We start from the raw sequence: 13124 nt of genomic DNA, 5'->3' as shown, positions 1-13124 counted from the left end.
AGCTCCTTCACTGGGCAGGGTGGTAGAGGATGCGGTCGAACGCGGAACGGAACTCCCTGACGCCTTCTGTGGACGGGGTCGCGGCGAGTGTCACGTCCAGCAGGCCGAGCTGGTCGATGATGCGGGCAGAACTGGTCTCCGCGGCGATCTGTACCGCCTCCAGCCCCACCACCGCAGCCTGCTCGATGTCGCCGACGCCGGCATGGGAGCGGGCTGCGCGCGCCAGGTACACGCCGCGGTCCCGCCGATACCCGGCCGGTAGCGCCTCCAGCGCGTCACGGAAGCCGGTCACGGCCTGCTCGTGATACCCCAGATCCGCCAGTGACCGGGCGCGGGCAGTGTGGATGTACGCCGCATCCAGCCATGACCCCCACACGCCGTCCCGATCCGCACGATCGAGGAGGAGAAGCGCCTCGTCGTAGCCGCGTAGTGCTTCCAGCTTTTCGCCGAGCAGGGAATGTCCGTGCGCCTGGTGCATCACCGCGATGACCTCCAGTCGCGACCCCGTCGGGGCGGTGCGCCGCGCGGCCGTTGCGAGGCCGAGCGCATCACTGCGGTGCCCCATGTCCGCCGCCAACTGTGCCTTTCGGCCCAGGATGTACGCAGTCAGTTCTGTGTCACCGGCTATGTGGCTGTCGTCCAGGGCTCGAGCGGTGTGCGCGTAGGCGGCCCGTTCATCCCCGATGTCCTGCGACAGCCATCCGGCGAGCTCCTCGAACCGGGTCTCCAGCTCGAGGAGCCGGTCAGCATCCCTCCCGCGCGCATTGCGGCGCCGCACGGTCAACTCGCCGAGCTTCTGCGTGATGGCCGGCAAGACGGTACGCGGGCCCATCAGATTGTCGGTCTGAATGAGGACGCGCCGCACCTGCGCGAAGTGCTCGATCGGCGTGGGCGCAGACGAGCCGACGGGGGAATATGGCGCGGCAAACGCCGGAACAGGAAGGCTGACAGCGGCCAGACCGACCAGGCCGGACGCAAGGACAGCGCGGCGGGGCACGGGCACGAATCGGATCCCTTCAGGAGTACGGCAGGGGACGACCAACGTGTCCGTGTCGTCTCCCGGCGAGCCTGCCTGCTGCGGCCCTGGGAAGGCCAGCGTGTCCATACCGCTGGCCACATGGCCCGGCAGGCTGGCCACATGAACGCGAGGCGCCTGCGTGCCGACTCCCGCCTCCTGTGCGGCCACATCCCAGCCGCGCAGGAGCACCCCGCAGACGTCCAGCGCTGCATCCAGCGCCACGGCGGCATGACGAGGCACCGGGCGTTCGGCACGTTCGAACTTCGCCAGGTAGGAGGCGTTGTACGTCACCCGCGCGCTCAGCCCGGATAACGACATGCCGCGCGCCTCACGCGCCTTACGCAGGTCGCATCCCCACCGGTGCCACGGGCCGGCCTCCGGCGTCAGCTCATTGGGCCTTTGCGCCATGAGCTGCCTCTCCATCCCCCGCCTCACGGCGGCATTTCGGCGCTTCTGTCCGCTACCGCATGTGTCCTGTGTGGCCAGCCGACGGGGCCTCATGTAGCCCCTCCCGCGGCCTGTGGTCTGCGACTTACAACGGATCTGCCAGCAGATCTCACCGTAGCCGCGGACCGCTACAGGCCCCAGGAGATGCCGTGAACGAGACCTCGCACGAAGCCCGTCAACTGTCGTTCCCGTCCTTGCCGGGATCCTCATCGGCCGCTCCCTTCTTCTGCGCGAGGTCAGTTCGCCGACCCGGGCGGAGCACACGGGAGTCGAAGTACTTGTCGACCTCCTTGGTCGGGTACTTCGCGCGGGTGGTGCCCGGCGTGATGACCGCCGATGGGAACTCGGGGTCGGACTTGGCGATTCCGTGCACGCGCTGGCGACTCAACCCGCATCGCTTTGCGATCTCCGGGATGGTCAACAACTCGGGGACCTCCTGTTCGTGGTTTTCGGGCATCTCGTCTCCGCTCAGTATGACCAACCTGTTTGACAATGTCCAACAGGTGGTGCACTCTCGTATCAGCAAAACAGAACGACCCCGGGCCAGCTTTCGCCGGACCGAGGTCGCTTGTCCCGAGCGGTGGTGGAACACCGCAAAGGACTTGGAAACGCCCTACCTGCCCAAACAGGAGGATCGATCCGTCATGAAGGATCGCACACAGCGTGCCGCCATGGCACTGCACCCCAGCGACAACGTCACCAAGGTTCACCCCGACCCCGTCATCGACGAAGCCCTGCGCCAGGTCGTGGCCGGCCAGATCGGACCGCGGAAGCCCGGTGTCGTCTACGACAACGCCGACGGCATCTACGAGGTCCTCGAGGTCACCACCGACCGCGACCAGGCCCGCCGCATCCTGAAGCGTCGCGCCGCCCAGTTCGCCATCGTCGTCCACGACCGTTCCGCCGACACCGTTGGTGCGATCGGCACCGCATGGACCGGCTCCGACCGCGTCCTCAAGGCGGTGGCCTGAGATGGCGAACACGACCCGCATCGACATGGCGAACCCCGACGGTGACGCCATCCGCACCGCTGCCGACAACGGGCAGAACCTCGAACTCCACGACTCCACCCGCCCGGACGTCGCCCCGATCGTTCTCGACGACTTCCTGATGGCTGTCATGCGCGGGGAGGTGGACTGAGATGGGCATCTTCCACGACCCGATGCGTGCCGGTATTGCGATCATCCGCGCCTTAGCCGGTCTCGACCCCCGGACCCCGGGTGCGCCGACCGTCGCCCGGCTCGCGATCCTGACCGACCGGGGAGACGAGATCATGCGGATCGAGCTCACCGAGGCCGGTGTCGAGAACGCGGTCACAGTCCTTGAGGACGCTGCAGACCGTGCCGCCCAGGACGCCCACCTCGCAGCCCTTGAGCCCAGCCAGTGGTCCGCAGCCGCAGTCGCACACACCCACCCCCAGATCTACGCCGACGTGCAGGACCTGTTCGACGGCATCGACCCCCAGGACCTCCTCGACGACGTCTTCAACTCACAGGACGCCGACGCCTCCCTGGTCGCGTACGAGCAGCTCGTCACCGGCGAGTGGGACGGGGACGTGCTGTGACCGCCGAAGAGCAGCAGGCCAACACTGACGCCGCCGCCGAACTGCAGGCAGCTCTGGAACGGAACGCCGAGGCCCTCAGGGCTGCTGCGGAGGCATCCGAAGCCCTCGCGAAGCTCCTCGGGGGCCAGCAGTGACCACCAACCCCGTCCACACCGACGGCAACCAGGTCCCGCCCCTCGACGACGACCTCGCCTACGTCCTCGACCGCCTGACCGGAATCCACGCCGGGATCAACCTCATCCGCGACGGCATCCGCCTCCTCGCCCTCGACCGGCACAGCGCCGACAAGACCCAAACCCTCCTTGCCGCGCTCGCCGGATCATCCGACGGCACCGACATCCTCACCGCCCTCGCCCACCTTGTGGCCCGACTCTCCACCGCCGACACCAACCCGTGCCTCCGTCAGCTCCCCCTCGACCAGCAGAAGGCCGCCCAGCAGCACGGCGAAACCGCCCTGTTCGACCTTACCGACCCCCAGCTTCACCAGCCCGCATCCGAAGCCTCCGGCGCCATCGCCAGCCACTAACCGAAAGGACCGCTCATGGGATCCGCCGACCGCTGGCCCGACCTCACCGGCAAGAGCTGGGCGAACAAGACCACCCCCGAGATGACCGACGCCGAGGTCAACGACGCCCGCGCCACCTTCGAGTCGGTCGGCCGTAGTGACTACGAGGGCGAGTGGCTGCGACGCCACGGACTCCCCGAGAACTACGGCGACTGACCACCCAACCCCACGGGGGTCCGGCCGAGCCGACAGACCGGACCCCCACCCCAACCGAAAGGACCCGCCATGACCGCCACCCCCGCCACCGACGAGCAGCGGCGCGAGGCCCGCAACCTTCGCCGCCGCGAGCAGCGCCGCGTTGAGGGACGACTGCGCATGGGCCGCCACGCCGCCAGCGAACTCATCAGGTACGGCAAGTGGGACGGCGACGAGCCCGCCGCGACCGTGCAGGACGTCATCGGCCAGACCGACGCCATGTACGGCGGCTACCTCAAGAACATTCCGCTCACCGAGGCAGAAGCCGAGATCGCGCTCGGCTTCGCGAAGAACCTCGAGGCGTCGTTCGAGGACAACCAGCGCCCCGTCCGCGAGGCTGCGCGCCGCATTCTCGCCGCCTGAGCGGCACGTCCGCCCCGATGCGGGGTCCGGTCGCCGAGCCGACAGACGACCGGACCCCGCACCCCCAACCATCAGCCCGCCGCACACCCGGAAGGACCGGCCATGACCACGCAGACCACCACCTGGCCCGAGGGCGTCATCGCCCGCTACATCACCGTCGCAGGGGAGGCCCTTTCCGACCCCTCGATCTGCACCGAAGTCATCAGCCACGCGGATGACTACGACACCGCGCGCTGCACGCCCTGCGGGTCCACCGCCACCTACGACATGGAGATCGCGCGCTTCTTGGCCAAGAAGCGCGGCGGCGACCCCGACTGCCTGTCGCTCGCCGAGCCGTCTCGCCTCGCTTGGGAGTGGGCCCAGACGCACGCCGAGAAGTGCCGCGCCATGCCGAAGCCGACCGCCTGACCCGGCCCGCCCTGTCGTCCCCAGCCCCGCCGGCTGGTGGCGGCAGAGAGGCCCGAACCAACCGGAGCCCGCACCACCAACCGAAGGAGAACCCCATGCCCAAGTTCCACACCACCACCGAGATCAGCGACGCTCAGGCCACCGGCACCCAGTTCGCCACCGTCCAGGCCGAGACCAGCCAGGAGGCGGTGGCCAAGGTCGAGCAGCACCTGCAGGACAAGGGCTGGACGACAGGGCAGACCGACGCCCACCCGGCTCGCTGACCCCACCGCCCTGGAACACGGCGCGAGGCTGCCGGATCGACTCCGGCCCAGGGCACTCCCCGAACCACCCACCAGCTCAACACCCGGAAGGAGCACCACCGTGACCCCCGCCCAGTTCCGCAACCAGCACGGCAACCCCACCACCTGGACCGACAGCGACATCGACAGCTACCAGGTCATCGCCGAGACCAGCCACGAAACCCGCCTCGCCTTCCGGATGCGCCGCCTCACCTACCCCGCCTACCAGGCACTCCAGGCCATCCACCACCTCAGCACCAGCCGCACCGCCACCATCGCCGGCATCGCCCTGGTCGTGTTCGCGTGGCTGGCAGCCCCCACCGTCATCGCCACCGCATTCATGCCCGTCGGCCTCTACCTCACCTTCGCCTGGGCCATCGACGGCAACGAGAAGGCCTGCCCGATCTGCCGCCACAACCACCGCACCCCGACCACCGCCTGATGCGCAGCCGACTCGGCGGATACGCATTCGCCGCCCTCACCCTCCTCGCCATCTACGCCGACCAGGCATGGCCCGCACTCTTCTGCCTCGCCGCCACCGCACTCACCTGGAAAGGACACCGAACCCGATGACCACCGTGACAACCCAGTGGCACGACGGCATCGAGCTCAACGGCGTCCCCTACCCCACCCGCAACGACGCCCCCAGCGTCCAGGGCGACAGCGACGACGCCTACAGCCTCCCGTCCGACCTGGTCGACTACGCCCGCGCCATCCACGAAGCCGGACACGCCGTCGCCGCACTCATCGGCGGAGCCCACCTCCACCACGCACAAATCGTCAAGGGACCGGCAACCACCCCCGAAGGCGGAGTGACCCACGCCTGCAACCTCGCCGACGGCCACGCCTACGCCACCTACTCCGCGGCAGGCGAACGCGCCGTCGACCGGTGGCTCCGCGAAGACGGCCTGTGGACCCCCGAGCGTGCCGTCGCCAACGAAGTCGGCGCCCGCGGAGACCGGAACTCCTTCCTGGCCATCAACCCGCACGTCGGATTCGGCGACAAGGAGATCGACTACACGGTCGTCCACGACCTCGCCGACCACGCCCTGGACCAGCACTGGGCCGCTGTCACCCGCGTCGCCCATGCCCTCAACCACCACACCCACCTCGCAGGCGATGAAATCGCCCACATTGCCGGGCTGCCCAACCGGCGCCGCCCCTCCTGCACCGCCTGACCCGAAAGGACACCGAACCCGATGCTGAAGAAGTTCCGCGCCAACCAGCGCCACGCCCGCCTCATGAACATCGCCACCGACCTCATCCTCGGCCGGGACGCCGACGCCCCCACGACAGACGAATTCATCGCTCTCGCCTTCGGCCGCTACGAGCTCCGCATCACCGAGGACGAAGCGTTCGACTACCTCAACGCCGGCCTCGTCCACCACGGACGGAAGCCCCGCCCTACGCCCCAGGCCACCGTCTGACCACCCGCACCAACCACCGAAAGGACACCGATCCCGTGACCACCACCCCGGCCGGCGCGCAGCCGCCCACCGCCCCCATCCTCGGGGACTGGCAGCCCCTGCCCAACGCCGGGGCCACCACCCACACCCCGGACCAGCCCAACCCCATGTTCGACCGCCTCCTCTACGGCAAGACCGTCGCCGACTGGGCCATCCGCATTGTCCTCGTCGCCGTCATGACCGCCGCCCTTGCCGTTGGCACCTGGTCCATCTACACCCTCCTCACCACCACCTTCCACGTCCCCGACTTCATCGCCCTTCTCGGCTGCGGCATGTTCGACGGCGCCGCCCTCTTCTTCGCCCTCCTCTCCCAGCGCTACGCCACCACCACCGACAGCGGCCTCGCCCCCCGCACCGCCATGCTCGCCATGGTTACCGCGTCCAGCTGGGTCAACTGGAAGCACGCCCAGCTCGAGCACTGGGGAACCGTTGGCGGCGTCATCCTTGCCGCGGCCCCCGGCATCGCCGAGCTCGCGTTCCTGATGTTCCACAAGTTCGCCCACCGCGAGACGCTCCGGAACCTCGGCCGCGTTCCCCAGGCGCTCCCCACGCTCGGCAAGTGGGCGTGGATGGCGCACCCGTTCCGCGCCCGCAAGACCGTGGACGCTCACATCAAGGCCGCGCTCACCGAGCACGAAGCGGTCGCCCAGCGGCGTGAGGACCTTGCCGCGGACCGCGCCGAGGCCATCATCACGGTCCACCGGTCCACCACCGACGTGACCCTGGACCGGACGGACCGGACCACGGACCGCGGACCGCAAGCCCTGGACCGAGCAGAGACGAACGGACCGTCACAGGTGGACCGGACCGAGGACCGCCCGGCCATCACTGGTGGACCGGACCGTGGACCGTGGACCGCCCCGGCCGTCCGGACCGCGGACCGTCTGGACCGGACCGCGGACATGGACCGTGACCCGGCCCCGGTCCGGACCACTGGACCGGACCGCCCTGCCCTCCCCGCATCCCGGACCACTTCCGGTCCGGTCCAGACCGACGCCGCAACCACGCCGCAGACGGACCGCGGACCGGTCCACGAGCAGAACACGAACCCGGACCACACCGCCCGGTCCGCGGACCACGATGCAGCGGACCTGACGCTGACGGACCTCGAACGGACCGCCATCGAGACGCTGCGGACCGCGGACCGGTCCATCAGCAAGCGGTCCATCAGCGACGTGATCCGCAACGAACTCGGCGGGTCCATCGCCTCGGACCGCGCGGTCCAGATCGCCCGCCACTTCCGCACTCTGCGTACCGCTGCCTAGGACGAAGGAGCCCACCCCGATGACTACCGCGCTCGCACTCTTCCCGTTCGCCAGCCCCGACCTTCGTCCCACCGGAACCGACGCCCTTGAGACGACCGAGACCCGCACTCCGGACCTGGACATGGAGGAGATCCGCGCCGAGCTGTACGCGGCCCTCCAGAACATCGAGAACCTGCGCCACCAGCACCCCTACGAGGCCTCCGGATACGCCGGCAATCCCCTCTAGACCACCCACTCAGAACTCTCATTGAAAGGAAGTGCAGGAGGTGAGCGCAGACACGATCTTCTCGATCGATCCCAGCTCGACAACACCCGCGACCACTACGGTGGGTGACGGTGTGGGTGGCGGGGCGGGGCGGGGCGGAAGCGAAAACGGCTCACAAGGGCCCCTGGTGGTCGTTCAGCAGCCCCGCAGCGTTTCCCCGCCCCGCCCCGCCCCCCGCCAATCTCAGGGCAACACAGACAATTCTCTACGTAACGGATACGCGGCTATCTCACACAGCGTGAGCGGAGAAGCGGCGGCGATCGGGGTCGGGTTCCTTGTCGCTGGCCCGGTCGGCGCCATCATCGGCGGCGTCGCCGGCCCCGCTCTTGCTGCCGCCGCGATGTGGCGCAGCAGGCGCCGCGAGCACGACGAGAACACCAACCAGAACGGTGCCGGTGCCGGAAGTTCGGGCCGCGACTCCTCCGGGAACGGGCGCGGAAATGGCGGCCGGAACAACGGCGGCGGGGGCAGGAACAACAGCCCGGGCGGCGGCCAGCACTGCACGCCGAACGGCAACGGAAACGGAAACGGTCGCGGGAACGGGACCGACGGGACCGGGAATCACCGGAAACCGAAGACGAAGGACCCGGTCGCCGACAAGCTCGCCAAGCTCGGGAAGGACCTCGGCGACAAGCTGAAGAACCGCGACAAGACCGACAAGACGCCGAAGAACGGGAAGGGCGACGGCTCGGGCAAGGGGAAAGGCGGCAACGACCCGAAGGGCGGCGGCGGGAAGGCCGGTGCTGACGGCGGGGCGAAGGGTCTGAAGGACGGCCTGAAGGACGGGCTGAAGCTGAATGACCGGGGCAAGCAGCCGAGCAGCGAGCGGCCGTGGCGTGACCGAGGCGACAAGGACAAGAAGAAGCGCGGGAACGACGACGCCTCGTCGACCACGGCCCGCGACGGCCTCGACCCGAAAGCCCCGAAGGGCCCGAAAGGCGGCGGCGATCTCCCGCCGAAGCCCGATTACGACCCGGACGAATACATCGATGCCGAGCTCGTCGACGACGACCTGCCCCCGAAGCCCGACGACGCACCCGGCGAGGTCATCGACGCCGAGGTCATTGACGAGGACCGGATCGCGCTCGTCCGCGCGAAGCGCGAAAGGCAGCGCCGCCGCGAGGCAACCGCCCTCGGCCGAAAGGCCGCCGAGCAAGCGGCACGGGACGGCCACGCCGGCGACCCCCGCAAGGTGAAGCTCGAAGTGATCCGCCAGGCCAACCACCACGTCGACGTCGAACTACACCATGAAGACCACCTGCTCGCCCTGACCGCAGCAGCCAAGAAATCGAGGACTACCCCCGTGAACTACCCCGCGATTCAGGCCGCACCGACTGGCACCCGCACGGCCGGCGTCGCCATCGCGCGACAGATCGACTTCCGAGGTTCGACGTCCTTCGCGATCCTGCGCGCCATGGCGGAACAGCTCGCCCATGGCCTGCACAGCGACGACGACGCCGACATGGCGGATCACATCGTCGAACTGACCGGCATTCCGAACATGTGCAAGAACCTGTCGACCGCCGTACAGGAAGCCGGCCGCGCCCTCGCACGCACAGCACCTCTGCACCCGTCCGTGATCAAGCACCTGAACAACGCCGCCGTGGCAGCCCGGACAGCTGGCGTGATGGCCGAGAACATCATGGTCGTCTTCGTCCAATCACACCGCGAGGACATCATCCGCGTCCTCGACCCGCGCATCGGCGAGGAACGGTGGAACATCCGCAACGCCCCCGGAACGCTCGACGCCGCGAAACTGCGCGCCGCGATCGCCTCGGCACACTCAGCACGTCTTGCCCTGCCTGCTGGTAGCTCGTCGGGCGGTGGCGGCCAGAAGGGCGGCAGCAAGCTCGTACCGGCCTCGGACGGCAGCACAAAGAAGCTGATCAACCTGATGAAGGGCTTCAACCGCGGCCACATGGTCACCGTCCTGTCCGAAGTAGCCGGCTCGGCCGCCGGCGTGGAGGCCGTCGCCGACTCGATCACCAAGCTCTACCGGCGCATGACGAAGACATGGCCGACCGAGGGCGTCGTCGACGACACCGTCCTGCGGACCGCCGGGCAGGTCGCCCGCATCTCCTCCGAACTCAGGAAGGCGATCAAGGCGGCACAGAAGGCACACCAGCGTGAGCTGCGCCTGAACGCCAAGGGCCGCGCCGGCAAGGGGGCGCACGCCGAACGGAAGTGGGACGTCGTCGGCCGACCCGGGTCGTCCGAGTAACCAAGAAAGGAGACACACCATGTCCAGTGCAGAACTGCCGGTGACGCTCACCGACAAACCGAAGCGATGGGACTTCTCGCGAGACGCCGTCACCCCCGGACGGCTCGTTGCGTGGGGCAGCGAACTTGCTGTCGCCTCCGCGCTCGTCGCCCCGCTCGCCAACATTCCGTGGGAAGCCGGCGCCGGTGCCGGCGTCATCTGCACGGGCGCCGCGGTCATGTACGAGAAGGCCCGCGGGTCATGGCGGCGCGTCACCGTCGCCCGGGCCGCCTCATGGCTGTCCATGACCGGCTGGCTGTCGTACACGCTCGCCGAAGGCCCGACCCTGCTGAAGATGGCGTTCGGTGGAGCCATCTGGGCAACTGGGGCGGCCGTGAACATCGGCATGGACCGGTGGGGCGAGGAAACCCGCGCCGCCGAGAAGGAACTCGACCGCCGCCTGGAGCAGGGACAGCAGATTAAGGGCGCGCAGGACTCATGGGCATGCCTCCTCGATGACGTGTGCGGCATCGAGGGCGCCGTTGCCGACCCGATCGTCGACAAGTGGCCGAGCGGCGCCGGGGAGACCGTGAAGATCACCCTTCCGGCGCACATGAACATCGACGCCCTCCGCGGGTACGAAGCCGCCCTCGCCGGGGCCCTGCACCTGCCGAAGGGAGGCGGCGTGAGCTTCAACGCCGGCGGCCCGAACGTCCCCCGGAACGTGGTCTTCATCGCGATCACCCGGAAGAACATGATGTCCGGCGCGATCCCGTACCCGAAGCTGACACCGACCACGATCAACAAGCCGGTCGGGTTCGGTGTCATCGGAAACGGCGACGAAGCTGGCCTGAACCTGAAGGACGAAGGGTTCATCGCGATCGGCGCCCAGGGATCCGGCAAGACCGCCCTGATGAAGACGCTCGGCCTCGGCCTCGTCCGCTGCGTCGACGCGATCGTCATCGACCTCGACACCTCGGCGAAGATGTCCGCGGTCTTCGTGAATCCGTACCTGCGGTACGGCATCGGACGCCCCCTCATCGACTGGCCGGCCACGACCGCAGACGAGTGCCGCCTTGTGATCCAGGCAGCGCAGGCAGCCATCGCTGCGCGCAAAACGGAGTACGCCGACCTTCTTGAGGACGAGGACGTCGACAACCTGCCTGCGCGCCCGGACATCCCCGCTATCCACATCCGCGTCGACGAAACAAAGTCGATGCCGGACGACGTCCTTCAGGGCATCGACTTCATCATCGAAGAGGGCCGCTCGGTCAACGTTCGTGTGAGCAACACCGGGCTGCGCGCGACCCGCGAGTACATCACCGGCACGATGGACGAGCTCACCCCCGGCCGTATCGGCCTGCGAACGAACAACTCGTCTGAGCTGCAGATGCTGTTCCCCGACGCCGGCGCCCCCGACATGGCGATCTTCACCGACCCGGGCACCGTGGCGTACATGTCGACGACGAAGGGCCCGTTTCAGCCGACGCCAGCAAAGGCGTACGCCACGATGGCCGAAGCGTTCAACGAGGGCAGCGACGACTACGCGCGGATGCAGTCGCTGTTCATGGACGCGGCACGCGAGCTCTCCCCGATCCGCCCGGACATAGACGAGGTCACCGCCCGGGCGATGGGCCTCGCCTGGTCGCAGCGCTGGGCCCGCATCATCCCGAACCTGCGTGGCGACGCACACGGCAACGTCACCCCCGACCGGATGCACGAGTCAGTGTGGGAGCTGTACAGCTCATGGGAAACCCCGGTGTCGCCTGCGCTGCTACTCGACCCGGGCGAGGCGCCCGCGTCCGGGAAGAGCGCCGACATCCCCCGCCTGACCGAGGCTCTGATCGATGAAGACGAGCTCGAGCGGGCCGCACAGCAAGAGGCTGCGATCGAGCTTGCGAAGTCGTCGCCGCGCCCGAAGTCAAACGACGAACTCGCGCTCGAACTGTTCGCGGCACAGGGTCGACCGGCCAAGCCGTCCGAGATCTACCCGCTGATGGTCAGGGCTGGCTACGACAAGTCGGACCGAACCTTCCGTGACCTGTGCACCAAACTCGGCCTGCAGGACAAGCTCGTCAGGGGCGATGATGGAACCTACGCGGCCCCTGAGAGCGGTGAGGTTCCCCATGCAGCCGGACGAGTTCCCGGACCTGAAGATGACGCCGATGGACGAGGCGATGCTCCACATGGCTGAGCTGATTGGCGGCCTGAAGAAGGCCGGGCTCAGCGAAGACTCGGCGGTGCGGTTCGCCGCCATCTACTTCAACGAGCAGTCACGCAACGAGCCGGACATCGACTGATCCAGCACGCGACCAGGAAAGCCCCCGGGTCGTACCCGGGGGCTTTCTGTGTCCTCCCTCACCGCCCGCCGCTATGCAAAGGAACCCCCAATGAAGAACATCAGCTTGTCTGACGCGAAGCAGCCCACCCCAGACCGGACCGCCGCCCGTGCCGCCGCCCTTCAGATTGCCGATGCCGTCAACGAGGCCTACAGCCAGCAGGCCACCTCTGTCCGCGTTGACGACCCGGAGATCCCCTCCTGGAGGGATGGTTCGCGAATCGGCCCCACCCCGCCCGTAGCCCAGCCCGGCCAGCCCCCCATGTCGCAATGGGCCATCGACGCTAGCGGAGTCCTGAAAGCCGTCGGTGTCGTGTCACTCCCGGTCGGCGGAGCTCTCTGGATCGTTGGCCAGGTCGATCCGATGGCGCTCGGCATCATCTGCGGCACCCCGGTCGCCCTGGCCCTCGCCGTCGGCCGCCTCGTCGCCCGCATCAAGGCGACGGTCGAGGCCGCGCCCGCCCCCGTCCACCACCACTACAACGGCAACGTAACCGTCGACAAGCGCAGCATCCACACCCAGACCCGCGGCGTCATCGCCAACACCCGCAACCAGCTGCCCCGATGACCCCCGCGGTGCCCCGACCCAGCATGGTTACCGCCCGCCGAGAACACGACCAGTTCACACCATGGCTCGACCACCGGACAGGAGAGACGCCCTCATGATCACCACCATCGTCGCAGTCCTCGGCACCCTCGCCGGATCCGCCATTGCTCACCTCAGCCAGCGCTCCCAGCTCCGCATCGCC

20 protein-coding genes are annotated in these 13124 nt (G+C 68.5%); 18 read left to right on the top strand and 2 right to left on the bottom strand.

Annotation, left to right across the window (positions count from 1 at the left end; genetic code table 11):
* Positions 1 to 7: 7 nt before the first annotated feature.
* Positions 8 to 1426: a helix-turn-helix domain-containing protein gene (locus ACFVYE_RS32010; RefSeq protein WP_389607857.1), complete on the bottom strand. Its 1419-nt coding sequence runs from the start codon at positions 1424 to 1426 to the stop codon at positions 8 to 10.
* A 214-nt stretch (positions 1427 to 1640) separates the two neighbouring features.
* Complete coding sequence (locus ACFVYE_RS32005; protein WP_389607856.1) at positions 1641 to 1922, bottom strand: helix-turn-helix transcriptional regulator; 282 nt, start codon at positions 1920 to 1922, stop codon at positions 1641 to 1643.
* A 187-nt stretch (positions 1923 to 2109) separates the two neighbouring features.
* Here ACFVYE_RS32005 and ACFVYE_RS32000 point away from each other — a divergent pair, with 187 nt between their 5' ends.
* The 18 genes from ACFVYE_RS32000 (at position 2110) to ACFVYE_RS31915 (ending at position 12943) form a co-directional block, all read left to right on the top strand.
* Entirely contained in the window at positions 2110 to 2436 is a 327-nt protein-coding gene (locus ACFVYE_RS32000) for a hypothetical protein (RefSeq protein ID WP_389607855.1), read from the top strand.
* Between the two features lies 1 nt (position 2437).
* Positions 2438 to 2605 (top strand): hypothetical protein, encoded by a 168-nt coding sequence (locus ACFVYE_RS31995; RefSeq protein WP_389607854.1) that lies wholly within the window; start codon positions 2438 to 2440, stop codon positions 2603 to 2605.
* A 1-nt stretch (position 2606) separates the two neighbouring features.
* Positions 2607 to 3029, top strand: a complete 423-nt coding sequence (locus tag ACFVYE_RS31990) for a hypothetical protein (RefSeq protein WP_389607853.1) — start codon at positions 2607 to 2609, stop codon at positions 3027 to 3029.
* On the top strand, positions 3026 to 3163 hold the full coding sequence (locus tag ACFVYE_RS31985) for a hypothetical protein (protein ID WP_389607852.1): 138 nt from the start codon (positions 3026 to 3028) through the stop codon (positions 3161 to 3163). Before ACFVYE_RS31990 ends, ACFVYE_RS31985 begins: the two co-directional genes overlap by 4 nt.
* Complete coding sequence (locus tag ACFVYE_RS31980; RefSeq protein ID WP_389607851.1) at positions 3160 to 3555, top strand: hypothetical protein; 396 nt, start codon at positions 3160 to 3162, stop codon at positions 3553 to 3555. Before ACFVYE_RS31985 ends, ACFVYE_RS31980 begins: the two co-directional genes overlap by 4 nt.
* A gap of 15 nt (positions 3556 to 3570) precedes the next feature.
* Positions 3571 to 3750: a hypothetical protein gene (locus ACFVYE_RS31975; protein ID WP_356089356.1), complete on the top strand. Its 180-nt coding sequence runs from the start codon at positions 3571 to 3573 to the stop codon at positions 3748 to 3750.
* A 69-nt stretch (positions 3751 to 3819) separates the two neighbouring features.
* Positions 3820 to 4152 (top strand): hypothetical protein, encoded by a 333-nt coding sequence (locus ACFVYE_RS31970; protein ID WP_389607850.1) that lies wholly within the window; start codon positions 3820 to 3822, stop codon positions 4150 to 4152.
* 102 nt (positions 4153 to 4254) lie between these two features.
* Complete coding sequence (locus tag ACFVYE_RS31965) at positions 4255 to 4560, top strand: hypothetical protein (RefSeq protein WP_389607849.1); 306 nt, start codon at positions 4255 to 4257, stop codon at positions 4558 to 4560.
* A 95-nt stretch (positions 4561 to 4655) separates the two neighbouring features.
* The gene (locus ACFVYE_RS31960; RefSeq protein WP_389607848.1) at positions 4656 to 4823 is read left to right on the top strand and encodes a hypothetical protein; all 168 of its coding nucleotides are present in this window, start codon (positions 4656 to 4658) and stop codon (positions 4821 to 4823) included.
* Between the two features lie 100 nt (positions 4824 to 4923).
* Entirely contained in the window at positions 4924 to 5283 is a 360-nt protein-coding gene (locus ACFVYE_RS31955; protein WP_389607847.1) for a hypothetical protein, read from the top strand.
* Positions 5283 to 5414, top strand: a complete 132-nt coding sequence (locus ACFVYE_RS31950; RefSeq protein WP_389607846.1) for a hypothetical protein — start codon at positions 5283 to 5285, stop codon at positions 5412 to 5414. Before ACFVYE_RS31955 ends, ACFVYE_RS31950 begins: the two co-directional genes overlap by 1 nt.
* Positions 5411 to 6019: a hypothetical protein gene (locus tag ACFVYE_RS31945; protein ID WP_389607845.1), complete on the top strand. Its 609-nt coding sequence runs from the start codon at positions 5411 to 5413 to the stop codon at positions 6017 to 6019. Before ACFVYE_RS31950 ends, ACFVYE_RS31945 begins: the two co-directional genes overlap by 4 nt.
* A 21-nt stretch (positions 6020 to 6040) precedes the next feature.
* A complete protein-coding gene (locus ACFVYE_RS31940; protein ID WP_389607844.1) occupies positions 6041 to 6268 on the top strand; it encodes a hypothetical protein in 228 nt (75 codons plus the stop codon).
* 35 nt (positions 6269 to 6303) lie between these two features.
* On the top strand, positions 6304 to 7572 hold the full coding sequence (locus ACFVYE_RS31935) for a DUF2637 domain-containing protein (RefSeq protein ID WP_389607843.1): 1269 nt from the start codon (positions 6304 to 6306) through the stop codon (positions 7570 to 7572).
* 19 nt (positions 7573 to 7591) lie between these two features.
* Positions 7592 to 7798, top strand: a complete 207-nt coding sequence (locus tag ACFVYE_RS31930; protein ID WP_389607842.1) for a hypothetical protein — start codon at positions 7592 to 7594, stop codon at positions 7796 to 7798.
* Positions 7799 to 8075: 277 nt separating this feature from the next.
* Positions 8076 to 10058, top strand: a complete 1983-nt coding sequence (locus tag ACFVYE_RS31925) for a hypothetical protein (protein WP_389607841.1) — start codon at positions 8076 to 8078, stop codon at positions 10056 to 10058.
* A 19-nt stretch (positions 10059 to 10077) separates the two neighbouring features.
* Positions 10078 to 12231: a hypothetical protein gene (locus ACFVYE_RS31920; protein WP_389607840.1), complete on the top strand. Its 2154-nt coding sequence runs from the start codon at positions 10078 to 10080 to the stop codon at positions 12229 to 12231.
* Positions 12232 to 12427: 196 nt separating this feature from the next.
* Complete coding sequence (locus ACFVYE_RS31915; RefSeq protein ID WP_389607839.1) at positions 12428 to 12943, top strand: hypothetical protein; 516 nt, start codon at positions 12428 to 12430, stop codon at positions 12941 to 12943.
* The last annotated feature ends 181 nt before the right edge of the window (positions 12944 to 13124 follow it).

Origin of the sequence: Streptomyces sp. NPDC058239 (assembly GCF_042882185.1) — a bacterium.
Lineage (GTDB): Bacteria > Actinomycetota > Actinomycetes > Streptomycetales > Streptomycetaceae > Streptomyces.
Note: the sequence above shows the minus strand (reverse complement) of the source record. Positions and strands in the feature narration are given on the sequence as shown.

What these genes read in the sequence shown, in the direction of transcription:
- ACFVYE_RS32010 (WP_389607857.1), bottom strand. Translation starts at nt 1,426, where the DNA reads ATGGCGCAAAGGCCCAATGAGCTGACGCCGGAGGCCGGCCCGTGGCAC.
- ACFVYE_RS32000 (WP_389607855.1), top strand. Translation starts at nt 2,110, where the DNA reads ATGAAGGATCGCACACAGCGTGCCGCCATGGCACTGCACCCCAGCGAC.
- ACFVYE_RS31920 (WP_389607840.1), top strand. Translation starts at nt 10,078, where the DNA reads ATGTCCAGTGCAGAACTGCCGGTGACGCTCACCGACAAACCGAAGCGA.
- ACFVYE_RS31965 (WP_389607849.1), top strand. Translation starts at nt 4,255, where the DNA reads ATGACCACGCAGACCACCACCTGGCCCGAGGGCGTCATCGCCCGCTAC.
- ACFVYE_RS31975 (WP_356089356.1), top strand. Translation starts at nt 3,571, where the DNA reads ATGGGATCCGCCGACCGCTGGCCCGACCTCACCGGCAAGAGCTGGGCG.
- ACFVYE_RS31945 (WP_389607845.1), top strand. Translation starts at nt 5,411, where the DNA reads ATGACCACCGTGACAACCCAGTGGCACGACGGCATCGAGCTCAACGGC.
- ACFVYE_RS32005 (WP_389607856.1), bottom strand. Translation starts at nt 1,922, where the DNA reads ATGCCCGAAAACCACGAACAGGAGGTCCCCGAGTTGTTGACCATCCCG.
- ACFVYE_RS31930 (WP_389607842.1), top strand. Translation starts at nt 7,592, where the DNA reads ATGACTACCGCGCTCGCACTCTTCCCGTTCGCCAGCCCCGACCTTCGT.
- ACFVYE_RS31995 (WP_389607854.1), top strand. Translation starts at nt 2,438, where the DNA reads ATGGCGAACACGACCCGCATCGACATGGCGAACCCCGACGGTGACGCC.
- ACFVYE_RS31915 (WP_389607839.1), top strand. Translation starts at nt 12,428, where the DNA reads ATGAAGAACATCAGCTTGTCTGACGCGAAGCAGCCCACCCCAGACCGG.
- ACFVYE_RS31970 (WP_389607850.1), top strand. Translation starts at nt 3,820, where the DNA reads ATGACCGCCACCCCCGCCACCGACGAGCAGCGGCGCGAGGCCCGCAAC.
- ACFVYE_RS31990 (WP_389607853.1), top strand. Translation starts at nt 2,607, where the DNA reads ATGGGCATCTTCCACGACCCGATGCGTGCCGGTATTGCGATCATCCGC.
- ACFVYE_RS31940 (WP_389607844.1), top strand. Translation starts at nt 6,041, where the DNA reads ATGCTGAAGAAGTTCCGCGCCAACCAGCGCCACGCCCGCCTCATGAAC.
- ACFVYE_RS31950 (WP_389607846.1), top strand. Translation starts at nt 5,283, where the DNA reads ATGCGCAGCCGACTCGGCGGATACGCATTCGCCGCCCTCACCCTCCTC.
- ACFVYE_RS31960 (WP_389607848.1), top strand. Translation starts at nt 4,656, where the DNA reads ATGCCCAAGTTCCACACCACCACCGAGATCAGCGACGCTCAGGCCACC.